Raw genomic sequence first — 24,687 nt, forward strand, 5'->3', positions numbered from 1 at the left:
CGGGTGCGCCCTCATGGCGCGCGGCGGCCGCACGGCGTGCAATGACGGGCTTGTCGCCGGGCCGCTCGGTTCGGCACGGGACTTGCGTGTTGGACGCGGTTCCGGGCAGGTGAGGAGAACACGATGGGTCAACGATTGGAGTGCATGGCCGAGCCGACGGCCGAGGACACGCGGTGCAGCGCGCAGGGTGACGACGCGCTCGCCGGCCAGGCCGTGGTCAGCGTCGCGCACGACGCCGACGAGCAGGCGCGCAACCTGATCGGCTGGCGGCAGACTTACGACCAGCTCGCGGCCGGCCGCTTCGTCGGCACGCTGACCGAGCTGCCGCTCGACACGATGAAGCTGTTTCGCGAATCGACCAGCCACCTGCTGCGCCAGGCATGCGAGGTGCGCGGCGACGCGTACTGGTTCGGCATCCCCCTGGTCAGCGACGGCACCGCGCGCGTCGATGCGTGCCGCATCGGGCCCGGTGCGCTCGCGTTCCGGCCCGGCAACGTCGAATTCGAATTGCTGACGCCCGCGCAGTTCTCGATCTACGGCGTGGTTGTGCGCGGCGACGTGCTGCGCCGCTACGCGGAGGAAGTCGAACACCGCGCGCTCGACGAGCAGCTGTTCACGCAGCGCGTGATCCAGGTCGGCGATACGCGGCTCGCGCGCCTGTGCACGCTGCTCGGCCGCCGGCTCGACGGCGCGGCGGCCGTGGGCGGGCCGCTGCCCGACGCGCAGCGCGACGACCTGCAGGCCGAGGTGCTGGCCGCGTTGTTCGATGCGTGCGCGCAACCGGCGGACGATGGCGCCGGCGGCGCACCGTCGACACGGCGCTGGATCGTCGAGCAGGCGCGCGAGTACGTGCTCGCGCACCGCACGCGCCCGGTCGGCGTGCCCGAGCTGTGCGAGCAACTGCACGTGAGCCGGCGCACGCTGCAGTACTGCTTCCAGGACGTGCTCGGCATGGCGCCCGCGACCTACCTGCGGACGCTGCGGCTGAACGGCGCGCGGCGTGATCTGTGCGGGCGGGCGGCCGGTTCGGTGCAGGACGTCGCGGAGGCGTGGGGCTTCTGGCATCTGAGCCAGTTCGCGACCGACTACCGGCGGCTGTTCGGCAAACGGCCGTCGGAGACGCTGCGCGAGCGGGCGGTGACGGTGACGGCCGGATGAGCCGCGCGGCGGTGCGTGGCTGCCGCTTGCACGCTCGATCTTTCGGGCGCTTTTCGTTGTTCTATCCGGAGATGGCCGCCGCGTCGCGCGGTGCGGGCCACGGCACGGCATCCCAGTCGATCGCCCGGTAAGCGGCTTCGACCGCCGCGAGATCGCTCGGTCGCTCGCTGCGATGCAGCCCGTGCAATTCGTCCGGCACGTCGAGCGCGACCGGCACGCAGTGCGGATAGTCGCGCACCCGCAGCGCCGGCCCGATCGTCGTGAAGCAGGCGAGCGTCGGCACGTCGAAGCCGTCGGCGAGATGCAGCGCGGACGTATCGGGCGCGAACAGCATGCTCGCACCCTCGACCCAGGCAATGAAGCGCGCGGTATCGGCCGCGTCGCGGCTCACGTCGACGTAGGCGGGATGCGCGACCGGGCCGAAGCCGACCACCGGCAGCCCGTAACGCTGCGCGAGTCGCTCGACGAACGTCGCGTGCAGCGCCGGCGGCACGCTGCGCACCGCGGTGCTCGCGGTCGGGCAGAACAGCACGTATGGCCGCCGCCATTCGGCCGGCAGCGCGGGCAGCCGCAGCCGCGCGAGCCAGCGGTTGCGCTTCGCGGCGGCCGGCACCATGGCCGGATCTGCGCCGAGCGCGTCAAGGAAGAAGTCGATCATCGGCTGCCGCGCGAACGCGGGCCAGTACAGGTGATTGCCGAGATCGATGCACGGCGCGTGCGCGGGCAGTGCGTCGGCGGCGCACGGCAGCGCACGCGACGGCGCGACGACGTCGGCCGCGAGCGCATACAGCGCGTCGACGTAGCGCGGCGTGCGGGCCGGCCGGAACAGCGTGAAGCGCAGGCCGGGATGCATCGCGCGCAGCGCGGCGAGCGCGGTCAGCCCGATCACCGAGTCGCCGAGCGTGACGCCCATTCCGTTGATCACGTACACGTCCGTCATGCGGTCGTAGTTGAGCCGGAACGGCTGGCGGGCGGCGTGCAGCAGGCCGAGCGCCGGCGCGGCCGGCACATGGCCCTCCGCGGGGCCGCCGCCGTGTTCGAGGTCGTACGGCGCGACGAGCGTGCCGTCCGGCGCGAGCAGCGTGCCGGGGTGGGCGAGCGCGTCGTCGCGCGACAGCGCGAGGCCGGCCGGTGCGGTGCGCAGTTCCACGGTCATGCGCCGCGCGCGCGGCGGCCCTGTTCGCGGATCTGCTCGAGCGTCGCGGCCGGCGTGCTGGCGTCCTGCGGGATGCGGATCTCGATCAGCGCCGGCAGCCCGCAGGTCAGTGCGCGCTCCAGTGCCGGCGCGAAGTCGGCGGTGCGCTCGACCGTCTCGCCATGCGCGCCGAACGCGCGCGCATACGCGGCGAAATCGGGATTCGTGAGCCCGGTGCCGTGCACGCGCCCAGGATAGTTGCGCTCCTGATGCATGCGGATCGTGCCGAAATGCCCGTTGTTGACGACGATTGCGACGATGTTCAGCCCATACTGCATCGCGGTCGCCAGTTCGTTGCCGGCCATCATGAAGCAGCCGTCGCCGGCGAGCGCGACGACGGTTCGCGACGGATACAGCGACTTCGCGGCGAGCGCGGCGGGCAGCCCGTAGCCCATCGCGCCGCTGGTCGGCGCGAGCTGCGAGCGGAAGTGCCGGTACGCGAAGTGGCGATGCAGCCAGATCGCGTAGTTGCCGGCGCCGTTGGTCAGGATCGCGTCGTGCGGCAGGCGCTCGCGCAACTGCACCATCACGTCGCCGAGCTGGACGTCGCCGGGCATCGGCAGCGGTGCATGCCATTCTCGGTATGCGCGGTGCGCGTCGGCCGCCGTGCCGGCCCACGCGGGGTGCGCCGGCGGTTCGAGCGCGGCGAGCGGCGCCGCGATCTCAGGCATGCCCGACACGATCGGCAGGTCGGCCGCATACACGCGGCCGAGTTCGTCCGCGCCCTGGTGCACGTGGATCAGCGTCTGGCGCGTCTTCGGGATGTCGAGCAGCGTGTAGCCGCCGGTCGTTGCTTCGCCGAGGCGCGGCCCGATCACCAGCAGCAGGTCGGCGTCGCGGATGCGCTTCGCGAGCGCCGGGTTGATCCCGAGCCCGACGTCGCCCGCGTAGTTCGGGTGCGCGTTGTCGATCGTGTCCTGGTAGCGGAACGCGCATGCGACCGGCAGTTGCCACCGCTCGATGAAGGTGCGCAGGTTCGCGCATGCGTCGGGCGTCCAGCCGCTGCCGCCGACGATCGCGAACGGCCGCTCGGCGCGCGCGAGCCGTTCGCGCAGCTCGTCGACCTGCGCGGCCGACGGCGACGCCGCGATGCGCTTCGCGGCCGGCACGACGGGCTGCGGTGCGCATGCGTCGGACAGCACGTCCTCGGGCAGCGCGAGCACGACCGGGCCCGGACGGCCCGACATGGCGACGTGGAATGCATGGCTCAGGTATTCGGGAATGCGGCGCGGGTCGTCGATCTGGGCGACCCACTTCGCCATCTGGCCGAACATCCGGCGGTAGTCGATTTCCTGGAAGGCTTCGCGGTCGAGGTGCTCACGCGCGCACTGGCCGACGAACAGGATCATCGGCGTCGAATCCTGGAACGCGGTATGCACGCCGATCGACGCGTGGGTCGCGCCGGGCCCGCGCGTGACGAACGCGATGCCGGGATGGCCGGTCAGCTTGCCGACCGCCTCCGCCATGTTCGCGGCGGCCGCCTCGTGGCGGCAGACGACCGTCTGGATGCGCGCGGTGTCGTCCGCCAGCGCGTCAAGTACGGCGAGGAAGCTCTCGCCCGGCACGCAGAACACGCGTTCGACGTGATTGGCGAGCAACGCATCGACGAGCAGTCGCGCGCCGGTGGTGGCGCGCGGCTCGAGATCCTTGGAATGCGACATGGGCTGCCGTCTCCCTGGGTAGCGGGAGCTACAGCTTACGCCTGTCGGCGGGGCGCCGGTACGCCGGCCGGTGAAAAGTGCCGGAACGAGCGGGGCGGCGGCGCGCCTCGGCGCGTGCGCCCGCCCGCCGTCATCGCATCAGCATTCGACGATGTTCACCGCCAGCCCGCCGCGCGACGTTTCCTTGTACTTCGTCTTCATGTCGGCGCCGGTTTCGCGCATCGTCTTGATCACCGAGTCGAGCGACACGTAGTGCGAGCCGTCGCCGCGCAGCGCCATGCGCGCCGCGTTGACGGCCTTCACCGATGCCATCGCGTTGCGCTCGATGCACGGGATCTGCACCATCCCGCCGACCGGGTCGCAGGTGAGGCCGAGGTTGTGCTCCATCCCGATCTCTGCCGCGTTCTCGACCTGGCGCGGCGTGCCGCCGAGCACGGCCGCGAGCGCGCCGGCCGCCATCGAGCAGGCGACGCCCACTTCGCCCTGGCAACCCACTTCCGCACCCGAAATCGACGCGTTGAGTTTGTACAGAATGCCGATCGCGGCGGCGGTCAGCAGGAAGTCGATCACGCCCTGTTCGTTCGCACCCGGCGTGAAGCGCGTGTAGTAGTGCAGCACGGCCGGGATGATGCCGGCCGCGCCGTTGGTCGGCGCGGTGACGACGCGGCCGCCGGCCGCGTTTTCCTCGTTGACCGCGATCGCATACAGGTTGATCCAGTCGATCATCGACAGCGGATCCTGCAGCGCGCGTTCCGGGCTTCCCGTCAGCGTGCGGTACAGCTGCGGCGCGCGGCGCTTGACCTGGAACGGGCCGGGCAGGTTGCCGTCGGCGTCCGGGTTGCCGATCCCGCAGCCGCGCGACACGCACGACTGCATCACGGCCCAGATCTTCAGCAGCCCGTCGCGGGTCTCTTCCTCGGTGTGCCACGCGCGCTCGTTTTCCCACATCAGCTGCGCGATCGACTTTCCGGTCGACTCGGTCAGCGCGAGCAGCTCGGCGCCGGTGCGGAACGGATGCGTCATCTGCTCGGCCGCGCTCAACACCTTCGTGTTCGGCGCGCCGGCCGTCACGACGAAGCCGCCGCCGACCGACAGGTAGGTGCGCTCGACCAGCACCGCGCCGTTCGCGTCGGACGCGCGCAACTTCATGCCGTTCGGGTGCTCAGGCAGCGCCTGGCGGTAGAACGCGATGTTCTCCTTCAGCACGAACGGCACCGGATGCGTGCCGAGCAGCGCGAGCTTCTTCGACGTGCGGACGTCCTCCAGACGCGCGTCGATCGTGTCGGGATCGACGGTATCGGGCGCGTCGCCGAGCAGCCCGAGCATCACGCCGCGATCGGTGCCGTGGCCCTTGCCGGTGGCGCCGAGCGAGCCGTACAGCTCGACCTTCACGTTGGCCGTCGCGTCGAGCAACCCGTCGCGCTCCAGGCCCTGGACGAACATCAGCGCCGCGCGCATCGGTCCGACGGTATGCGAACTGGACGGGCCGATGCCGATCTTGAAGAGGTCAAACACGCTGACTGCCATTTCGATTCCTGCCTTGCTTTGAGAATAGTGCTAACGCGCCTGCAATGGCAGGCACGCGGCGAGCCATGCGGGCGGCATGGGGGAGAGCTGCCGCGCGACGCGGGCATAACGCCCGTCGAGCCGCGCGGCCAGATGAAAGAGTTCAGTGGCGTTTTTCGGGTCCCACTGCCCCGTGTAGCCCGGCAAGCCGGCTTCGCGGCGCTTCGCGTCGAACGGCACCGGCGAATTCACGAATTCCTCGTGCGTCTTCTCGCCGAGCGCGTACGGCACGAGCCAGTCGAGCGCGGCCGCGAGCGTCGCGCCGTTCGCGCCGCGCTCGCGCAGCCAGTTGCGGTTGAAGCGGCGCGCGGCGAGCGCGGCCGTCACCAGCGGCTGGAGGTCGTACACCGCGTAATGCAGCGCATCGCGTTCCTCGAAGTCCCACGTCTTGCCGTCCGGGCCGATGTTGTCGGCGAGATGCTCGACGAACAGCCGCTGCGCGGCGTTCATCATCTTGCGGTCGCCGAGCGTGAACGCGGACAGCGCGATCAGCTTGATCCGGTGGCTCTGCCAGTTGTTGCGCCAGGTGCCGGTGAGCGGGCGCTTCTGCGCGTCGATCTGCGCGACGTAACCGGCGCCGAGCTTCGCGATGAACGCCGCCGTCGCATTGCGGGTCTTCACCGGCAGTGCGCTCGCCGTCATGTCGTACGCGACGATCAGGCTTTCAAGGCGCGTCTCGTCGATCGGGTTGAAGCTCGGCTGGTAAGTCGCGACCCACGCGGACAGGAAGCGGTCGACGAGCTGCAGGTAACGCGGCGCATTGGTCACGCGCCACGCGAGCGCGGCGTCGCGCATCAGCTCCATGTCCTTCAGCGCGTCGGCGCTCTGGTCGTAGATGCCTTCGTGCGGCAGCGTGCCTTCGGTGTGCACGCGCGCCAACGCCTTCGGCTGCTCGCCGATACGCGCGTCGACGCTGCGGATCAGCGCCTGCACGCCCGGCTCGGCCTGCGTCGTCTCGCTCGCCTGCAACGCGGGCGCCGCGCAGAAATTCATCGCCGCGCGTGCGCTGCCCGCCGTGCCAAGGCCGGCGGCGGCAAACGACAGCGACGCGACGAGCAGCGGCACGAAGCGGCGCGTGCGCGGCCGCTCGTGCGCTGCACCATGGCCCGGAAACATCGGACGCACCATGCGGAACTCCTTGATTGGCTGGATCGCGTGTGATGTTAGCCGCATTGGGGGGCAAGCGTGAATCGATCGGGCTGGCGGCGAACGTAAAAACCGCACGCAACCGGAAGTTGCGTGCGGTGTGGTCACGGCCGGACTCTGGTGCGCGACGGGCGTTATGCGTATTCCGACATCGGCACGCACGAGCAGAACAGGTTGCGGTCGCCGTAGGCGTTGTCCGCACGGCCGACCGGCGGCCAGTACTTGTTCGTGCCGAGCGATGCGACCGGGTACGCAGCCTGCTCGCGCGAGTACGCGTGCGGCCATTCGTTCGCGGTGACGACAGCTGCCGTGTGCGGCGCGTGACGCAGCGGGTTGTCCTCGCGATCGGCGCGGCCTTCCTCGACCGCACGGATTTCATCGCGAATCGCGATCATCGCGGCGATGAAACGGTCGAGTTCTTCCTGCGATTCCGATTCCGTCGGCTCGACCATCAGCGTGCCCGGCACCGGGAAGCTCATCGTCGGTGCGTGGAAGCCGTAGTCCATCAGGCGCTTCGCGACGTCGTCGACGCTGATGCCGCTGGTTTCCTTGAGCGGACGCAGGTCGAGAATGCACTCGTGCGCGACCAGCCCGCCCGGGCCCGAATACAGCACCGGGTAGTGCGGCGCGAGGCGCTTCGCGATGTAGTTCGCGTTGAGGATCGCGGTTTCGGTGGCGGCGGTCAGGTTCTTCGCGCCCATCATCGCGATGTACATCCACGAGATCGGCAGGATCGACGCCGAGCCGTACGGTGCGGCCGACACCGCGCCGATGCCGTCTTCCGCGCGCGCGTAGCCGGTCGAACGCTGGTTCGGCAGGAACTTCGCGAGGTGCGCGCCGACCGCGACCGGGCCGACGCCCGGGCCGCCGCCGCCGTGGGGGATGCAGAAGGTCTTGTGCAGGTTCAGGTGCGACACGTCGCCGCCGAACTGGCCCGGCGCGGTCAGGCCGACCATCGCGTTCATGTTCGCGCCGTCGACGTACACCTGGCCGCCGTGCGCGTGCACGATCTCGCAGATCTCGCGGACGTTCTGCTCGAACACGCCGTGGGTCGACGGATACGTGATCATGATCGCCGCGAGGTCGTTCGCGTGCTGCTCGGCCTTCGCCTTCAGGTCGGCGATGTCGACGTTGCCCTGCGCGTCGCAGGCGACGACCACGACCTTCATGCCGGCCATGTGCGCGGACGCCGGGTTCGTGCCGTGCGCGGATGCCGGGATCAGGCACACGTCGCGATGCGCTTCGCCGCGCGAAGCGTGGTACGCGTGGATGATCAGCAGGCCCGCGTACTCGCCCTGCGAGCCGGCATTCGGCTGCAGCGACACGGCCGCGTAGCCGGTGGCCGCGACCAGCATCTGCTCGAGCTGGTCGATCATCTCGCGGTAGCCGACGGTCTGCTCGGCCGGCGCGAACGGGTGGATCCGGCCGAATTCGGGCCACGTGACCGGCAGCATTTCCGACGTCGCGTTCAGCTTCATCGTGCACGAGCCGAGCGGGATCATCGAGCGGTCGAGCGCGAGATCCTTGTCCGACAGGCTGCGCAGGTAGCGCAGCATTTCGGTTTCGGAATGGTGGCGGTTGAACACGTGGTGCGTCAGGTACGCGCTCGTGCGCTCGAGGCCGGCCGGCAGCGCGGCGACGCCGGCGAGGCCCGCGTCCAGTGCGTCGACGGCCGGCGCGGTGCCGCCCGCGGCTTGCGCGAACACGGCGAGGAGATCAGCGAGGTCGTCGCGGGTCGTCGTTTCGTCGACCGACACGCCGACTTGCGTGTCGCTCACGCGGCGCAGGTTGATGCGCTTCGCCTTCGCGAATTCGTGAACCTGCGCGGTGCGCGCGCCGGTGTCGATCGTCAGCGTGTCGAAGAACGTGTCGTTGACGGTCGCGAAGCCGAGCTGCTTCACGCCGGCGGCGACGAGCGCCGCGATGCGGTTCACGCGCAGCGCGATCGTCTTCAGGCCGTGCGGGCCGTGGTAGACCGCGTACATGCTGGCCATGATCGCGAGCAGCGCCTGCGCGGTACACACGTTCGACGTCGCCTTCTCGCGGCGGATGTGCTGTTCGCGGGTCTGCAGCGCGAGACGCAGCGCGGGCTTGCCCTGCGCGTCGACGGTCACGCCGACGAGGCGGCCCGGCATCTGGCGCTTGAATTCGTCACGCACGGCCATGTAGGCGGCGTGCGGGCCGCCGAAGCCCATCGGCACGCCGAAGCGCTGCGTGTTGCCGACCGCGACGTCCGCACCCCATTCGCCCGGCGGCGTCAGCACGGTCAGTGCGAGCAGGTCGGCCGCGACGACGACATGGCCGCCCGCCGCGTGGATCGCTTCGGTGAGCGCGCGGTAGTCACGCACGTCGCCGTTGACGCCCGGGTACTGGAGCAGCACGCCAAAGGCGTTGGCCTGCGCGGCGTCGGCCGCCGGGCCCGTCTTGACCTCGATGCCGATCGGCAGCGCGCGCGTGCGGATCACCTCGAGCGTCTGCGGCAGCACGTCGTCGGCGACGTAGAACACGTTCGACGCCGGCTTGCCGGTGCGCTGCAGCAGCGTCATCGCTTCGGCCGCGGCCGTTGCTTCATCGAGCAGCGATGCGTTCGAGATCGCGAGGCCCGTGAGGTCGGCGACCATCTGCTGGAAGTTCAGGAGCGCCTCGAGGCGACCCTGGGAAATTTCGGGCTGGTACGGCGTGTAGGCCGTGTACCACGCCGGGTTTTCGAGCACGTTGCGCAGGATCACGGCCGGCGTGTGCGTGTCGTAATAGCCCTGGCCGATAAATGAGCGGAACACCTGGTTCTTGTCCGCGAGGGCGCGCAGCGCGGCGAGGGCTTCGGCCTCGCTCTTCGGTTGCGCGAACGGGCCGAGCGGCAGCGTTTCGGCGCGGCGGATCGAGGCCGGGATCACGGCGTCGATCAGGGCGGCGCGCGACGCGAAGCCGAGCGTGTCGAGCATGGCCTGCTGGCTGGCGGCATCGGGGCCGATGTGGCGTTCGGCGAACGCGTCGTGCGTTTCGAGCGCGGCGAGCGAGAGGGGCGTGCGGTTCATCAGGCGGTCCGGGTGTTCGAGCTTCATGGCGTGACTCTGGTCCCGCGCGGCCCGGCTGGCCGGCCGCGCGGTTCGGGTAGGGAAAATTAGTCGATCAGCTTGCTGTAGGCGTCAGCGTCGATCAGCTTGTCGGTCGAGGCGCCGGCCGCGAGCTTGATCTTGAAGAGCCACGTGCCGTATGCGTCGCTGTTCACTTCTTCCGGCGAGTCGGCGGCTTCTTCGTTGATGGCGACGACTTCGCCGGACACCGGCGAGTAGATGTCGGATGCCGCCTTCACCGATTCGACGACGCCGACGGCGTCGCCCGCGTTCACCGACTTGCCGACTTGCGGCAGTTCGAGGAAGACGATGTCGCCGAGCGTGCTCTGCGCGTGATCGGTGATGCCGACCGTCAGCGTGCCGTCGGCTTCGGTGCGGATCCACTCGTGTTCGTCGGTGTATTTCAGATCGGCCGGGACGTTGCTCATCGGATGCTCCTGGATAAAAGGGTGTGTTCGTTATGCTGGCGCGCCGCCGGGGCGCGCCGGGTGTGGTTGCGCCGGGCGCCATTTCCCGGCTTCCCCGGGAGGCGGCCTCCCGGTCGCCTCTCGGTCGTTACGCAGCGAGGACCTTGCCGTTGCGCACGAACGGCAGTTTTACCACGCGCGCGGGAAGTTGCTTGTCTCGAATCTGCACATGAATGGTGTCGCCGACCTGGACGGCCGCCGGCACGCGCGCGAACGCGATCGATTCCTGCATCGACGGCGAGAACGTGCCGCTCGTGATTTCGCCTTCGCCGTGCGGCGTGACGACCTTCTGGTGCGCGCGCAGCACGCCGCCCGCCTTGCCGTTTTCCTTCTGCAGGATCAGGCCGACGAACGCAGCGCGCGAGCCGTCGCGCTCGAGCGCGGCGCGGCCGACGAAGTCGCGCGGCGCGGACAGGTCGACCGTCCACGCGAGGCCTGCGTCGAGCGGGGACACGGTGTCGTCCATGTCCTGGCCATACAGGTTCATGCCGGCCTCGAGGCGCAGCGTGTCGCGCGCGCCAAGCCCGCAGGGGCGCACGCCGTTTTGCTGCAGCGCGGCCCACAGCGCTTCGACGTGCACGGCCGGGACGATCACTTCGAAGCCGTCTTCGCCGGTGTAGCCGGTGCGCGCGACGGTGAGATCGCCGAACGGCGTGCCGGCGACCTGCGCGGCGTTGAACGGCTTCAGTTCGCTCGTCGCGGCACGCGCGGCGGGCACCGTCGTCCAGACCTTTTCACGGGCGTTCGGGCCCTGAACGGCGACGATCGCGAAATCGCGGCGCGGCGCGATGGTCAGGCCGTAGCCGCCTTGTTCGTTGAGCTGGTTGAACCACGCGATGTCCTTCTCGGCCGTGCCGGCGTTGACGACGACGCGGAAGAAGTCTTCGGTGAAGTAATAGACGATCAGGTCGTCGATGACGCCGCCCTGCGGATTGAGCAGGCACGAGTAGAGCGCCTTGCCGGGGGTCTTGAGTTTGCCGACGTTGTTCGCGATCGCGTGTTCGAAGAACGCGCGCACGCGGCTGCCGGTGAAATCGACGACGCACATGTGCGATACGTCGAACATGCCGGCGTCGGTGCGCACGGCTTCGTGTTCTTCGATCTGCGAGCCGTAGTTGACGGGCATGTCCCAGCCGCCGAAGTCGACCATGCGGGCATTGAGCGCGCGGTGCGCGGCGTTGAGCGGGGTGTGATTCAGTGCAGTCATCGAGGCCTCAGGCAAGGCGCTTGCGCGCGGGTCAGAACGGCCATGTGCCGACCGTCGCGGCCGTGGGCCTGCGAGCGATGCGATACATGCCCCTCTGTCCTCGATACCTGAGAGATTGCGCCGCGGGCAAAGCCGGCGAACGCGCGCCCCTTCGGTGGGCAGCCTGCCCGCGCTGCAATCGCGCAGCGGGCTACTGCCGCTCTCCAGAGTGCGGGGAGTGCGGCCCGCGCGAAGCGCGGACGGGATTCCCCGACGCGGTCGGTCCTTTTGCCTGAGAGTTTGCGGGTGTGCCCCTTCGGCGGCGCGACCGGCGTTGCAAGTTGCTACGCGGTCACACGCTCTCCCGACGCGTGCGGGCGACTGTACGCGAGCGGGTGGGCATTGTCAATTTGAGCAAAAGAATGTCGCTTCGCGACAAGCGGCGGCGTGAGGGGCGCCGCCGCTTTTGCCGGCACCGGCCTGTCACGGCTGGGCCGGTATTACTCGCCGATCGCGCGCGCGGCCGTGTCGAGTTCCTGGTTCAGCACGCGCTGCTCGTCGCCGGACAGGCCGCCGTTGTGCTGCGCCGACATGTCGTTCGCTTCCTGGCGGATCACGTCGAGCCGGTGGTGCAGCTGCGCGCCGTACGGCGGCGGGTAGTAGCCGCCGTTGACGCGTGAGTCGATCCGGCGGTGCAGGTTGTCGATCCGGCCCTGGACCTCCAGCAGGCGATCGTTCGCGACGACTTGCGGGTTCGGCCGCGGCGGGGGCGCCTGTCGGGCCGGCCGCTGCGGCTGCACGACACAGGCCGCGAGCGAGGAAACCAGGACGCAGCATGCCGCTGCGCGAATCAACCGTTGCATCACATTCTCCTGACGGTTTGGTGTCGGATCGACTTTTTGAGAAACGCTTCAGACCGGGCGACCGATGACTTTCGTTCCCGCACCATTTGTAACGGAATGTTCGGGACCGTGCCGTCGCGGCGGCTGACGCGTGGCCGCTGCCGGGGACGGCGCGGCGCGGGGTGGCGGCCGAGGCCGGGCCGGTGCCGACCCGGCCGGCGGTTAGACGATGCGGCGCACGAACGGTACCCGGCGGCCTTCGTGCTCGCTTTGCGCGGCGAGCTCGATGATCGTCATCACGTCGACGGCGTCCTGCGGCGTGACCGGGAACGGCGCGCCGTCGTGGACCGACGCGGCGAGCGCGCGGTAGAACTCCGCGTACTGGCCGTCGAGCGTCGGCACCGGCCGCTCGACCTCGACTTCGCCGTCGAGCACGCGCAGCACGCCGGGCGGGTTGCCGCCGCCGAACTCGACATGGTCCGGCGTGAGGCCTGCCTTCAACTGATCTTCCTGCGTGTCGAGCCCGAACTTCTGGTAGCTGCCGCGCGTGCCGTGCAGCGTGAAGCGCGCGGGCTCGATCGCCGACAGCGCGCTCGCGTGCAGCGCGACGTCCTTGTCCGGATAGCCGAGCAGCACGTGCACGAAATCGGGCGCCGTGCCGTTGTCGCGGCGCGTCTTGACCGTGGCGCTGACCGTTTCCGGCAGCCCGAACAGCGCGAGCGCCTGGTCGATCAGGTGCGGGCCGAGGTCGAGCAGCAGGCCGCCGCCGCGTGCGGGCTCCTCGCGCCAGCGCGTGCGCGGGGTCGGCCGGAAGCGGTCGAAGTGCGACGCGAAATACGTGAGCCGGCCGAGTTCACGGGATTCGACGATGCGCCGCACGGTGAGGAAGTCGCCGTCCCAGCGGCGGTTGTGGAACGGCGCGAACAGGCGGCTGCGCGCGTTCGCGAGCCGCGCGAGCGCGAGCGCTTCGTCGGCCGTGAGCGTGACGGGCTTGTCGACGACGACGTGGCGGCCGGCTTCGAGCACCTGGCGGGCGAGCGGGAAGTGCGTGTCGTTCGGCGTGGCGATCACCACGCAGTCGATGTCGTCGAGGCCGAGCAGCGTGTCGAGATCGGGGACGATGCGTGCGCCCGGGTATGCGGCGCGCGCGCGATCGGGCTGACCCGTCGCGATCGCGGCGATCTCGGTGCGGCCGCTCGTGGCAATCACGGGCGCGTGGAACGTCGCGCCGGCGAAACCGAAACCCATCAAACCAATCCTGAGCAATGACGACATGACAAATCCTTGGCTGCGTACGAAGGGGCAAAGCGCTGCGGCCACCGGCCGCGCGGACGGCTATTGTGGCACGGCGGCACGCGCGCGAGCTGGCGTTGGCCGAACGGACAAGGAACCGGTGCGCGTGCGCACGACCTCGGCCGAATGGCCGGTTCGCGCCCGCCGGCGCGCGAATCCGACACAATGGGGGCTGTTCCGGCGCGTGTTCCGCGTCGCCTGCTTGCCCCGTTACCGGATCGAAACCATGGGATATCCGCTCGCCACCGCCGCCCTCGGCCCGTTGCTGCTGCTGCAGGGGCGTCGTGTCCGCCGCGTCACGCCGCGGCTCGCCGAGGCGGCCGGCCCGCGTGACGGCACGGCCGGCGACGGGCCGCCACTGCGCGTGCTGGTGCTGGGCGATTCGGCTGCCGCGGGCGTCGGTGTCGCGTCGCAGCGCGACGCGCTGTCGGGGCAGCTCGCCCGCGCGCTTGCGGCATCGCACCGCGTGAGCTGGAAATTGTTGGCGCGCACGGGGCTGACCGCCGAGGAACTCGTCGACTGGCTTGCCGCCGAGCCGGCGCAGCCGTTCGATGTGGCAGTGACGTCGCTCGGCGTGAACGACGTGACGGGCGGCGTGTCGCCGGCGCGCTGGCGCGCCGCGCAGGCGGCGCTCGTCGACCTGCTCGCCGCGCGATTCGGGGTCGCGCACGTGATCCTGTCGGCGGTGCCGCCGATCGAGCGCTTCCCGGCGCTGCCGCAGCCGCTGGCGTGGTATCTCGGCCTGCGCGCGAAGCGGCTCAACGCGACGCTCGCCGAGTGGGCCGCGACGCAATCGCGCTGTACGTTCCTGCGCGTCGCGCTGCCGCTCGAGCCGCACCTGATGGCGGCGGACGGCTTTCATCCCGGCGCGGCCGCGTGCGCCGCCTGGGCCGCACAGGCCGCCGACGCGCTCAGGCAGCGCCTGCGCGCGTGACGTTGCGCCGGGGGCGAACCGTCAGCGGGTGCGGTTCATCCGGATCACGCCGTCGGCGCCCGTCTCGAAGCTGACCTGCCGCGCGAACGACGGATGCTGCGCGACGAGCTCGTCGCCCATCGCGAACCACGTGTAGCCGAGCGTCTTCAGGTAGTCGAGCAGCGCGGCGCGCTTTTCCGAGAACCATTCGAGGTTCCAGGCCTCGAGCAGCAGCGGCGGAAAGCCGTGCCGTTCGAGGAAGGCCGTGCCGCCTTTCAGCACGTCGAGTTCGAGCCCTTCGACGTCGATCTTGATCAGCGCCGGCGACTTCGGGAAGTTGAGGGTGTCGAGGGTGCAGGAAAAGGGTGCGGGAAAAGGGTGCGGGAAAAGGGGCGCGAAGCCCGCCGGTGTCGCGCGTCGCCGCCCGGCGGCATCGTCATCCGCCGGCCGCCGCCGACGTGTTAACATGCGCGTCCTGCCCCGCGTGTCCGCCTGCATTCCAGGCCTGCCGCGCGCGGCATCCTCCCGGCGTTCCGCCGTCAACCGCAACATCATCCGTCATCATGTCCGCAGGCCTCAACCCCGCTCAGAACGAAGCGGTGCGCTACCTCGACGGTCCCTGCCTCGTGCTCGCCGGCGCGGGCAGCGGCAAGACCCGCGTGATCACGCAGAAGATCGCGCACCTGATCGAAGCGAAAGGTTTCGAGCCGCGCCACATCGCGGCCGTCACGTTCACGAACAAGGCCGCGGCCGAAATGCGCGAGCGCGTGTCGAAGCTGCTGGAGGACAAGACGCTCACCACGCCCGGCAAGGAAGGCCGCAAGGTGCCCGTCAACCAGCTCACCGTGTGCACGTTCCACTCGCTCGGCGTGCAGATCCTGCGCCAGGAGGCCGAGCACGTCGGCCTGAAGCCGCAGTTTTCGATCATGGATTCGGACGACTGCTTCGGGATGATCCAGGAGCAGATCGGCACCACCGACAAGGGCCTGATCCGCAAGATCCAGAGCACGATCTCGCTGTGGAAGAACGGCCTGATCATGCCCGATGAGGCGATGGCGATCGCGGCCAACGAGGACGAGCACCAGGCCGCGCTGGTCTACCGCAACTACGTCGCGACGCTGCACGCGTATCAGGCGGTCGACTTCGACGACCTGATCCGCCTGCCGGCCGAGCTGTTCGCGAAGAACGAGCAGGTGCGCGACCGCTGGCAGAACAAGCTGCGCTACCTGCTGATCGACGAATACCAGGACACCAACGCGTGCCAGTACGAGCTGCTCAAGCTGCTCGCCGGCCCGCGCGCCGCGTTCACGGCGGTGGGCGACGACGACCAGGCGATCTACGGCTGGCGTGGCGCGACGCTCGAAAACCTCGCGCAGCTCGGCAAGGATTTCCCGAAGCTGCACGTGATCAAGCTCGAGCAGAACTACCGGTCGACGGTGCGGATCCTGACCGCCGCGAACAACGTGATCGCGAACAACCCGAAGCTGTTCGAGAAGAAGCTGTGGTCCGAGCACGGGATGGGCGACTCGATCACCGTCACGCCGTGCAACGACGAGGAACACGAAGCCGAATCGGTCGTGTTCCGGCTGTCCGCGCACAAGTTCGAGCGGCGCACGCAGTTCCGCGACTACGCGATCCTGTATCGCGGCAACTTCCAGGCGCGGATCTTCGAGCAGGTGCTGCGGCGTGAACGGATCCCGTACGTGCTGTCGGGCGGCCAGTCGTTCTTCGACAAGGCCGAGATCAAGGACCTGTGCGCGTACCTGCGCCTGATCGCGAACGCCGACGACGATCCCGCGTTCATCCGTGCGGTCACGACGCCGCGCCGCGGGATCGGCAACACGACGCTGGAAGCGCTCGGCTCGTTTGCGGGCCAGGCGAAGGTGTCGCTGTTCGAGGCCGTGTACATGGGCGGGATCGAGGCGCGGCTGTCCGCGCGGCAGATCGAGCCGCTCAGGATGTTCTGCGACTTCATCCAGCGCCTGACCGATCGCGCAGACAAGGAGCCCGCGACCGTCGTGCTCGACGACATGATGGAGGCCATCCACTACGAGGCCTATCTGTATGATGCGTTCGACGAGCGGCAGGCGCAGTCGAAGTGGCAGAACGTGCTCGAATTCCTCGAATGGCTGAAGCGCAAGGGCACCAAGCCCGAGACGGAAGCCGTCGACGGCGAGGCGGACGGGTTCCACAACGCCGACGGGCTGGCGGACACCGGCAAGAATCTGCTCGGCCTGATCCAGACCGTCGCGCTGATGTCGATGCTCGAAGGCAAGGACGAGGATCCGGACGCGGTGCGGCTGTCGACCGTCCATGCGTCGAAGGGGCTCGAGTATCCGCACGTGTTCCTGGTCGGCGTCGAGGAGGGGATCATGCCGCATCGCGGCGGCAGCGACGACGACGGCCCCATCGACAACGAGCGGATCGAGGAGGAGCGCCGGCTGATGTACGTCGCGATCACGCGCGCACAGCGCAGCCTGCACCTGAACTGGTGCAAGAAGCGCAAGCGGGCGCGCGAGACGGTCGTGTGCGAGCCGTCGCGCTTCATCCCCGAGATGGGCCTCGACGAAGCGCCGCCGCCGACGCCCGAGGAAGCCCCGATGACACCGAAGGACCGGCTCGCGAGCCTGAAGGCGCTGTTGCAGAAGTGACGTGCGAGAGGCGGCCGGCGCCGCCGTCCCCGCAAAAGAAAACCCCCGCGATGCGCGTGCATCGCGGGGGTTTTTTCTGGCCGGCGGACGTTACTTCGACGCGTTGACCATGTAATCGACGGCCGCCTTCACGTCGGCGTCGGACGCGCTCGACCCGCCCTTCGCCGGCATCGCGCCCTTGCCGTGCAGCGCGTAGTTGTAGACGGTATCCATCGAGTCCTTCAGGCGCGGCGCCCAGTCCTCCTTGCTGCCGAACTTCGGCGCGCCGAGCACGCCGGCCGCGTGACACGCCTGGCAGACCTGCGTGTACAGCGCCTTGCCGGCCGATGCGGCGTCGGCGCTGGTCGGCGCAGCCGCGGGCTTTTCGCCGGCTTTCGGAATCGCGGCGATCGCGGCCATTGCGGCAGCGGCCTGCGCGTTCGACGCATCGGCGCCCGACGCGCCTGCCGCACCCGCCGCGCCGCTCGCCGCCGGCGCCGCATTGGCGGCCGGGGCAGCCGGCTCGGGGAAGTTCGCGCCGTCGTTGTTCGCCATGTAGACGATCGCGCGCGCGATTTCATAGTCGCTGACGTCGTCGGGATTCGTGCCGCCGCGCGGCGGCATCGCGCCCTTGCCCGACAGCGCCGTCTTCAGCAGCGTGTCGAAGCCCTGCGAGATGCGCGGTGCCCAGTCGTCCTTGTTGCCGAACTTCGGTGCGCCGGCGGCGCCCGTGCCGTGACAGGTGACGCACACGGCCTTGTAGACTTCCTCGCCGGTCTTGTACGTGCGGGGCGCGTTGGCGTCCTTCACGTCGACTTTCGCGAGCGGTGCGATCCGGGCGGCGACCTGTTCGTCCGATAGCGCGTCCGTGCCGGCGCCCGAGCGGAACGCATGGTTGGCATAGGTGGCAAACAGGACGATCAGGGCGATCGGAATCGCGAATGATGCGATGATGACGGCGATCAGCTGCCCGGGTGTTTTGACGGGAGATTCGTGGGGTGCTTCGCTCATGCTTGCCTCGTCTCCGTGAATAGGAATTGTGAGCGCGGTGCAACGGCAAAATGGCAGTCCAATGAAGCACGGACGATTATAGACGGAACGTTTACATCACGGCGAGCGGCGCGAAGGCACGTGTTTACCCGCACGAATGGGGGCCCGACGGGGATTCTGCAGGCAAGGTGGACGCTTCATGGGAAACCGGGTATCCTTGCCGTCTTGCCAATGGTGGGCGGCCGGTTTATTGGGGTCGTTTCACTGTCACATGCGCCCGTAGCTCAATGGATAGAGTACTGCCCTCCGAAGGCAGGGGTTGCTGGTTCGATCCCAGCCGGGCGCGCCAAAATTCGAAGTGATGCTAGGTCGATAAAACCTAGAGAAATCAAGGCCCTGAGGCGAACGCCAAGGGCCTTTTTTCATTTCGGATGCCGCCGGGACCCCCCACCTTATGCGCCATTTGGCGGAAAAGTGGCGGAGTTGAGAATAGTCCAGACGCAACAAGAATTACTTAACGTCTGGAGCAGAAATGGCAGGAATCTGGAGGCGGGGCGACTACTGGCGAGCCGGGATTCGTCGCGTGGGCTTTCCGGCTCGTCGGCGCCGACGCTTGAGCCAGCACGTCGAGGTGCGCTGGCTCAAGCGTGTCGTCGTCGTCGAGAAGCATGACGTAGCGCGATTGAGCAAGCGAGCGTCAGATGTTGCGGCTTTCGGCTGGCCCGGGCGCGCCGCTGCGGATCACGTGGACGTAGCGCCCCCTGCAATGTGAACACGTCCTCGAATGGGGGCATGTATGTCGCGCTATCGGAGACGACGATGACAGTGAAGTCCTGCCACGTCTGGTCGAACAGTGACTGCAACGCCCGGCGCAGCAGCAGCGGCGGTTCCCGCCGGGCGATGACGCGAGGTCGTCAGGCGGGGCGGGCACCAGGGCGTTCGTTTAGAAACCCGCGATCCGCTGATATTGCAGCGCTGCTTCCGTACGGCCGATAGCCGCCTGAAACTCGGCCTGCAGTTCCTGTCGCGTCGTTTGTGCGTCTGCCATCACGGCCGCGTCGATCGCCTGGATGCGCTTCAGTATCGCCAGCGCGTCGGGCGATTGCGGGGCGGCCAGGGACATCAGCAGCGGCGAGCGCTGTTCGACGAGGCGCGCGGCGCCCGGCCAGTCGGCCATCGATGCCGCATGTTCGATTGCCTGCGTGAGCGACCACACGCGCTCGAGCAGAGTGGTCGAGTCCGTCGTCATGTTCTCTCCCATGTTGATTGATCCGGCCGCGGTACCGCCTGCCGCTATGCCTTGTTCGTGGCCAGCGCGCCAGCGCTGTTGGTGCCGCCGAACAGTTGCGTCAGGTACTGCGAATTGTTTTGCATCTTCGCCATCAGCGTATTGAGCGCGGTGAATTGCGTATTGTACTGATCGGTGAGCTGGCTCGCGTATGCCTGCAGCGCCGTGGCCTGCGTTTTCGCATCGGCGAGATCCTGGTTCAGCGCCGTGACGCGCGTGTCGATGATGCCGCCCGTCTGCAGGAATGTCGTGATGTTGCTGTTGAGCGTCGCGCCCACGCCGTTGGTCGCGTTGAACGCGGTTGCCACGGATGACGGATTGTTCGCGAGTGCCGACGACAGGGCCGCGCTGTCGACGCTGAGCGTGCCGTCCGGCTGAAGGTTGAGGCCGATCGCGCTCAGGCTGACCGTAGTGCCGCCGCTCGTTACGCCCTGAGCTACCTTGGTCGCCAGCGTGTTGACGATCGAATTCAGCATCGAGTCGCCGATGAGCGGGCCCCCCTGGCTACCGGCAGCTGCGCTGGAATTGAAGCTCGACAGCGACGATGCGGTGCTGACGAACGCGTTGTATGCGGAGACGAACGCGTTGATCGTATTTGCGGCGGTGGTGGTGTCCGGCGAGACCGAGAGCGTTTGGGTCGCCTTTGCCGATGAAGCTGACAGGTTGATCGTCACGCCCGTAATCGCGCCCGTGATGGTGTTGCTCGCGCTAACCACGTTGGTGCCGTCGATCGAGAGCTGCGCGTCCTGCGCGGTGACCGTCTCCTTGTAGTTGTTTGTCGCTGCGCCCGTGTTGTCGACGGTTGCCAGCGCAGCCAGCCCGTCCGTCGAATTGGTCGACACCTTGATGGTGTTCGCCCCGCCCGTGACGTTGGACGTCAGCACGAGGTGCGAGCCGTCCGTGCCCGTGACGACCGTGGCCGTTACCCCCGGATTGCCGCTTCCCGTGTTGATTGCATTTGCGATGTCGGCGAGCGTGTTGGTGCCGGAATTGATCGCGACGGTCATCGGCGTGCCGCTGCCGAGCTGGATCGTCAGATTGCCGGTGCCGACCTGGTTCGTCGATGGAATTCCCGTGATCGACGAGAGCTTTTGCGCCGTCGCGACCTGCGTCACTGCGATCGAATAGTTGCCCGCAACCGCCCCGGTCGACGTAGTGGCCGTGAGGCCGCTGCCGCTCGCGGATGCCGTGAACTTTGACAGCGCCGAGCCGTCCGTCAGGCCGGACAGTGCGCTTTGCAGCGACGACAGCGACGACTTGAGCGAGCCGATCGCGGACAGCGTCGTGTTGTCGAGCGTTTGCCGATTGGTGTTCTGGGTCGTTTGTGCGGATGTCTTCGCTGCGACCAGCGCGGACACGAGCGACGAGACGTCCGTGTTCGAATTCGTCACACCGCTGATGATCGATTGGGCGGCTGCCGCCAGTGCGCTGTTCGCCGATGTGGTGGTAGTCGTCGACATATAGGACTCCATTCAATGAGATTGATGCTGCGCAAAGGTCGGGCAGAGTGACGTAATGCCCGAAGCACGAAAAACAAAATGCTTACCCGACGTGATCGGATAAGCATTGGGAGACAGGGCGTTCCCGTTCCGATGGCGGCGCCGCGTCGTTCTCGATCCCCGCGGCGCGCGGTCCGGCGTGCTTAGCCCAGGAGCTTCAGCACTTGCTGCGGCATCGAGTTCGCTTGTGCGAGGACCGAAATGCCGGCTTGCTGCAGCACCTGTGCCTTCGACAGGTTGGCGGTCTCCTGCGCGAAGTTTGCGTCGGTGATCTGCGCGCTTGCTGCGTTCAGGTTCGTCGATTGCGACGTGGTTTGCGAGATCGCTGCCTGATAGATGTTGATGTCGGAACCGAGTTGAGCTTGCGCGGTGTTGATCGTGCCGAGCGCGGTGTCGATCGTGTCCATCATCGTTTGCGCGGCGCCGACGGTCTTCACGTTGCCGGTCAGGGCGAGCGTCGTCGTATCGTACTTGCCGCTCAGGTCAAGCGACAGGCTCTGGCCGGACTTTTCGCCGATCTGGAAGGTCAGCGGCGTGCCTGAGGCGTTCGCGGTGCCGTCGAGCAGGTTGATGCCGTTGAACGTCGTTTGGCTCGCGATACGGCCGATTTCGGTGATACGCGCTTGCACTTCGGTGTCGAGGTTGTTTGCAGCAGATGTGCCAATCGACGAATCGGATGCCTGAACAGCGAGCTGGCGGATACGCTGCAAGTTGGCGGTGATTGCCGACAGGCCGCTCGATGCGGTCTGAGCCATCGACACGGCGTTGTTCGCGTTCGACACACCCTGCGTGTATGCGTTGATCGACGCTTGCATCGTCGTCGAGATTGCGAGGCCTGCCGCATCGTCTGCTGCCGAGTTGATGCGCTTGCCCGACGACAGGCGGTTGATCGCCTGCGACAGCGCGTTCTGCGTCGACGAGAGGTTCGTTTGCGCGGTTTGCGAATAGATGTTGGTGTTGATGTTCAGCATTTGGATCCTCGTTTGGAAAACGCTGTTTGATTGACTGGATTCGGGTTCGGCGTCGCGCTTTCCGTGTCCCGCGCTGCCCGCCTTTCCTGGTTGACGGCGGCACCCGGCGAAAACTTTAGAGGGTTGTGTGAGGAAAATCGGGACGGAAGCTGGCGATCGCCGTGCAGGCCGCGCCTGGCTTGGATGACATCGATTTCGGCCGGGCTGCGCGACGGCCCCGTTGAATGGTGTATGCGGCCGCGCCGCACGGGGCGACGAACCGGAATCGACAAAAGGATAGTTTTGTCTGTGATTTCCTGATATGATGGCGGGCTGAATTGAGATTTTCTGTCAAGCCTGTGCCGTCTCGGCATTCTTGCTGGCAGTCAAACGCGGCGCTGCACGCGGCTTGTGAAGCGTACCCGCGGTGCTTTGTGCCTCTCTTTTCCGGCCTCCGAGGCCGTATTTCCGCTCGTTTCGCCTGTTGTGGGGACGCCCGGATGGCCGGTGCGTGGCGCTTGGCCGCTACGTTTTTGACCGTTTAAGCAATTTAGGAACGACATGACGACGATTCTTCTGAAAGAAAACGAGCCGTTCGAAGTGGCGATTCGCCGCTTTCGCCGTGCTATCGAAAAAAATGGCCTGATCGCTGAACTGCGCGAACGCCAGTCCTACGAAAAGCCGACCGCAGTCCGCAAGCGCAAGAAGGCAGCAGCCGTCAAGCGCCTGCACAAGCGCCTGCGCAGCCAGATGCTGCCGAAGAAGCTCCACTAAGAGCATCGACGGTTCGCCGCGAAACGGCGGAGCGTGCTTCGAAAGAAGCCGCTCCGCCGTTTTGCTTTTCCGGGCCGGAAAAAGGGCTTCGGTCTCGGGTTTCAAGCGTTGGCGGGGCGGTCGCCTGACGGCGACGCGGCGGATTCGACGGATTGCCGGCGGCTTCGGGCCGCCGCCGGGCGCGTTCCGAAGCCGTCATCGCGACGCTCAGCGTCGCCGTGACGGGGATCGGCATCTGATTGAAGAAGCGCAGCGCGTGCGCGTGGGGCCACGCGTGACGTTGTGACGTGCCGATGCACCAACCCCCGGCCCGCCGGGCGGGCTTCGTCGCCGTCAACCTGCCTTGCGGCTGCGCGCCGGCTGCTGCTTGCCCCCGAGCGCCGCGCATTTGGCGTGACACGGACAGCCGGTCTCGTGGTCGTTGACCATTCCGGTTGCCTGCATCAGCGCGTAGCAGATCGTCGAGCCGACGAACTTGCAGCCGTACGCCTTCAGCGCCTTGCTGAGCGCATCCGACTGGGCAGTCGACGCGGGCGCGTCGCGATACGACTGCCACGCGTTCTGCACCGGCGTGTGATCGACGAACGACCACAGGAATTGCGCGAGCGACCCGTGGTCGTCGCGAATGCGCTGCACGGCCCGAGCATTGGTCACCGCGGATTCCACCTTCGCGCGATTGCGCACGATGGCCGGATTTTCGAGCAGCTTCTCGATGCGCTTCGGCGTGAAGCGCGCGACCGCGTCGACATCGAACTCGGCAAACGCCTCGCGATAGCCGGCGCGCTTGTTCAGGATCGTCGACCACGACAGTCCCGCCTGCGCGCCTTCCAGAATCAGCATTTCGAACAGATGGCGATCGTCGTGCGACGGCACGCCCCACTCGGTATCGTGATAGTGAGCATCCGCTTCTGTCCTTACCCAGTTGCACCGCTGCGACATCGTCAGCCTCGTTCCAGTGTCGATTCGATCGTGCCAGCATAGCGGAAGGCCCATTCACGGCATAGCTGGCCGAACGGCAGATGGGCGCGCGGCGCCGATCCGGTTAAGCTTGGCGCCTGTTCGAATCAGCAGGATCAACGCATGACGGCACTACTTTTTGCGATCGGCGTCGACGGCGGCGGCACCGGCACCCGTGTGGTACTGGCCGACCGGCACGGGCGCGAACTCGCGCAGGGGCGCGGCGGCCCGTCGGGGCTCGGCCTCGGCATCGAGCGCGCGTGGGCATCGATCGGCGCTGCCTGTGCCGACGCCTTCACGCAGGCGGGGCTCGCGTTCGACTGGTCGCAATGTGCGCTCGGTTGCGGGCTCGCGGGCGTCAACAATGCCGCGTGGCTCGCCGCGTTCCGTGCGCAGGCGCCGCTCGACGCGTTCGCGATCGAGAGCGACGCGTATACGACCGTCGTCGGCGCGCACGGCGGCGCGCCAGGGCTCATCGTCGCGCTCGGCACGGGCAGCATCGCGGCGGCGCTCGACGCGGCGGGCGACTGCCGCATCGCGGGCGGCTTCGGTTTCCCGTCTGGCGACGAGGCAAGCGGCGCGTGGCTCGGCATGCGCGCGCTTGCATACGCGCAGCAGTCGCTCGACGGCCGCGTGCCGCGTGACGCATTCGCCGGCGCGCTGCTCGCGGAAACGGGCGCGCACGATCGCGACGCACTCGTCCAGTGGTCGTGCGATGCGAACCAGACGATCTACGCGCGTCTCGCGCCGATCGTGTTCGCGCACCGCGACCATCCTTGTGCGGCGGCGCTGATCGCGCAGGCCGGCGATGAGATCGGCAAGATGATCGACGCGCTCGATCCTCTGCAGGCGCTGCCGGTCGCGCTGTGCGGCGGGCTGGCCGACGCGTTGGCGCCGGCCGTGCCGGCGCGCCACGCGGCCCGGCTGCGCGCGCCGCTCGACGATTCCGCTCACGGTGCGTTGCGGCTTGCGCTGCAGGCGTTGAGGGCGACGGAAGCGGGGTGAGCGGTTCAAGTAGGCGGCGTGCGGTGAGTGGGCCGAGCCGGCCGAACGGCCCGAAACCCGCTCCATTCCCCAACCGCCCGGCGGCCCCGCGGG

General features: G+C 68.1%; 20 protein-coding genes, 1 tRNA gene and 2 riboswitches. Of the genes, 6 read left to right on the forward strand and 15 right to left on the reverse strand.

All coding sequences use genetic code 11. The features are described 5' to 3' along the window. Positions 1–123 precede the first annotated feature (123 nt). Positions 124–1,158 (forward strand): helix-turn-helix domain-containing protein, encoded by a 1,035-nt coding sequence (locus tag WS75_RS20915; RefSeq protein ID WP_059682737.1) that lies wholly within the window; start codon positions 124–126, stop codon positions 1,156–1,158. Between the two features lie 61 nt (positions 1,159–1,219). On the opposite strand, the gene WS75_RS20920 is transcribed toward WS75_RS20915, so the two are convergent. The 9 genes from WS75_RS20920 to WS75_RS20960 all read right to left on the reverse strand — a co-directional run bounded on the left by WS75_RS20920 (position 1,220) and on the right by WS75_RS20960 (position 13,570). Beyond that, positions 1,220–2,314: a glycosyltransferase family 9 protein gene (locus WS75_RS20920; RefSeq protein ID WP_059682739.1), complete on the reverse strand. Its 1,095-nt coding sequence runs from the start codon at positions 2,312–2,314 to the stop codon at positions 1,220–1,222. Next, the gene (locus tag WS75_RS20925) at positions 2,311–4,014 is read right to left on the reverse strand and encodes a thiamine pyrophosphate-binding protein (RefSeq protein WP_059682742.1); all 1,704 of its coding nucleotides are present in this window, start codon (positions 4,012–4,014) and stop codon (positions 2,311–2,313) included. Before WS75_RS20925 ends, WS75_RS20920 begins: the two co-directional genes overlap by 4 nt. 138 nt (positions 4,015–4,152) lie before the next feature. Next, entirely contained in the window at positions 4,153–5,541 is a 1,389-nt protein-coding gene (locus tag WS75_RS20930; protein ID WP_059682744.1) for an L-serine ammonia-lyase, read from the reverse strand. 30 nt (positions 5,542–5,571) lie between these two features. Next, on the reverse strand, positions 5,572–6,708 hold the full coding sequence (locus WS75_RS20935) for an alginate lyase family protein (protein WP_059682746.1): 1,137 nt from the start codon (positions 6,706–6,708) through the stop codon (positions 5,572–5,574). 152 nt (positions 6,709–6,860) lie between these two features. Further along, the gene (gcvP, locus tag WS75_RS20940) at positions 6,861–9,788 is read right to left on the reverse strand and encodes an aminomethyl-transferring glycine dehydrogenase (protein WP_059682749.1); all 2,928 of its coding nucleotides are present in this window, start codon (positions 9,786–9,788) and stop codon (positions 6,861–6,863) included. Positions 9,789–9,847: 59 nt separating this feature from the next. Continuing rightward, positions 9,848–10,228, reverse strand: coding sequence for a glycine cleavage system protein GcvH (gene gcvH / locus WS75_RS20945; RefSeq protein ID WP_057926424.1), 381 nt, complete (start codon positions 10,226–10,228; stop codon positions 9,848–9,850). Between the two features lie 127 nt (positions 10,229–10,355). Continuing rightward, complete coding sequence (gene gcvT, locus WS75_RS20950; RefSeq protein ID WP_059682753.1) at positions 10,356–11,474, reverse strand: glycine cleavage system aminomethyltransferase GcvT; 1,119 nt, start codon at positions 11,472–11,474, stop codon at positions 10,356–10,358. Positions 11,475–11,558: 84 nt separating this feature from the next. Further along, positions 11,559–11,691: riboswitch (glycine riboswitch) on the reverse strand. A gap of 32 nt (positions 11,692–11,723) precedes the next feature. Then, a riboswitch (glycine riboswitch) is annotated at positions 11,724–11,830 on the reverse strand. 123 nt (positions 11,831–11,953) lie between these two features. Continuing rightward, the gene (locus WS75_RS20955) at positions 11,954–12,316 is read right to left on the reverse strand and encodes a hypothetical protein (protein WP_059682755.1); all 363 of its coding nucleotides are present in this window, start codon (positions 12,314–12,316) and stop codon (positions 11,954–11,956) included. A 201-nt stretch (positions 12,317–12,517) separates the two neighbouring features. Beyond that, a complete protein-coding gene (locus tag WS75_RS20960; protein ID WP_059682758.1) occupies positions 12,518–13,570 on the reverse strand; it encodes an oxidoreductase in 1,053 nt (350 codons plus the stop codon). Positions 13,571–13,814: 244 nt separating this feature from the next. Here WS75_RS20960 and WS75_RS20965 point away from each other — a divergent pair, with 244 nt between their 5' ends. Then, positions 13,815–14,522: an SGNH/GDSL hydrolase family protein gene (locus WS75_RS20965; RefSeq protein WP_059682761.1), complete on the forward strand. Its 708-nt coding sequence runs from the start codon at positions 13,815–13,817 to the stop codon at positions 14,520–14,522. A 21-nt stretch (positions 14,523–14,543) separates the two neighbouring features. Here the strand turns inward: WS75_RS20965 and WS75_RS20970 are convergent, their stop codons facing one another. Further along, the gene (locus tag WS75_RS20970; protein ID WP_218919278.1) at positions 14,544–14,969 is read right to left on the reverse strand and encodes an FkbM family methyltransferase; all 426 of its coding nucleotides are present in this window, start codon (positions 14,967–14,969) and stop codon (positions 14,544–14,546) included. A 95-nt stretch (positions 14,970–15,064) separates the two neighbouring features. On the opposite strand from WS75_RS20970, the gene WS75_RS20975 reads away from it, so the two are divergent. Further along, a complete protein-coding gene (locus WS75_RS20975; RefSeq protein WP_059682766.1) occupies positions 15,065–17,152 on the forward strand; it encodes a UvrD-helicase domain-containing protein in 2,088 nt (695 codons plus the stop codon). Positions 17,153–17,242: 90 nt separating this feature from the next. Here the strand turns inward: WS75_RS20975 and WS75_RS20980 are convergent, their stop codons facing one another. Continuing rightward, the gene (locus WS75_RS20980; protein ID WP_059682769.1) at positions 17,243–18,142 is read right to left on the reverse strand and encodes a c-type cytochrome; all 900 of its coding nucleotides are present in this window, start codon (positions 18,140–18,142) and stop codon (positions 17,243–17,245) included. Positions 18,143–18,394: 252 nt separating this feature from the next. Between WS75_RS20980 and WS75_RS20985 the strand changes: the two genes are divergently transcribed. Continuing rightward, a tRNA-Arg gene (locus tag WS75_RS20985) sits at positions 18,395–18,470 on the forward strand. 594 nt (positions 18,471–19,064) lie between these two features. Here WS75_RS20985 and WS75_RS20990 read toward each other — a convergent pair. The 3 genes from WS75_RS20990 to WS75_RS21000 form a co-directional block, all read right to left on the reverse strand. After that, positions 19,065–19,370: a flagellar protein FliT gene (locus WS75_RS20990; protein WP_059682772.1), complete on the reverse strand. Its 306-nt coding sequence runs from the start codon at positions 19,368–19,370 to the stop codon at positions 19,065–19,067. Positions 19,371–19,414: 44 nt separating this feature from the next. Next, positions 19,415–20,881, reverse strand: coding sequence for a flagellar filament capping protein FliD (gene fliD, locus WS75_RS20995; RefSeq protein ID WP_059682774.1), 1,467 nt, complete (start codon positions 20,879–20,881; stop codon positions 19,415–19,417). 170 nt (positions 20,882–21,051) lie between these two features. Continuing rightward, a complete protein-coding gene (locus WS75_RS21000) occupies positions 21,052–21,879 on the reverse strand; it encodes a flagellin N-terminal helical domain-containing protein (RefSeq protein ID WP_059682777.1) in 828 nt (275 codons plus the stop codon). Positions 21,880–22,419: 540 nt separating this feature from the next. On the opposite strand from WS75_RS21000, the gene rpsU reads away from it, so the two are divergent. Next, entirely contained in the window at positions 22,420–22,632 is a 213-nt protein-coding gene (gene rpsU, locus WS75_RS21005) for a 30S ribosomal protein S21 (RefSeq protein ID WP_006401410.1), read from the forward strand. Positions 22,633–22,965: 333 nt separating this feature from the next. Here rpsU and WS75_RS21010 read toward each other — a convergent pair whose 3' ends face one another. After that, positions 22,966–23,571, reverse strand: coding sequence for a DNA-3-methyladenine glycosylase I (locus WS75_RS21010; protein WP_059682780.1), 606 nt, complete (start codon positions 23,569–23,571; stop codon positions 22,966–22,968). A gap of 141 nt (positions 23,572–23,712) precedes the next feature. On the opposite strand from WS75_RS21010, the gene WS75_RS21015 reads away from it, so the two are divergent. Continuing rightward, on the forward strand, positions 23,713–24,594 hold the full coding sequence (locus WS75_RS21015) for a BadF/BadG/BcrA/BcrD ATPase family protein (protein WP_059682784.1): 882 nt from the start codon (positions 23,713–23,715) through the stop codon (positions 24,592–24,594). Positions 24,595–24,687 lie beyond the last annotated feature (93 nt).

This window comes from Burkholderia sp. FL-7-2-10-S1-D7, from assembly GCF_001524185.1.
Lineage (GTDB): Bacteria > Pseudomonadota > Gammaproteobacteria > Burkholderiales > Burkholderiaceae > Burkholderia > Burkholderia diffusa.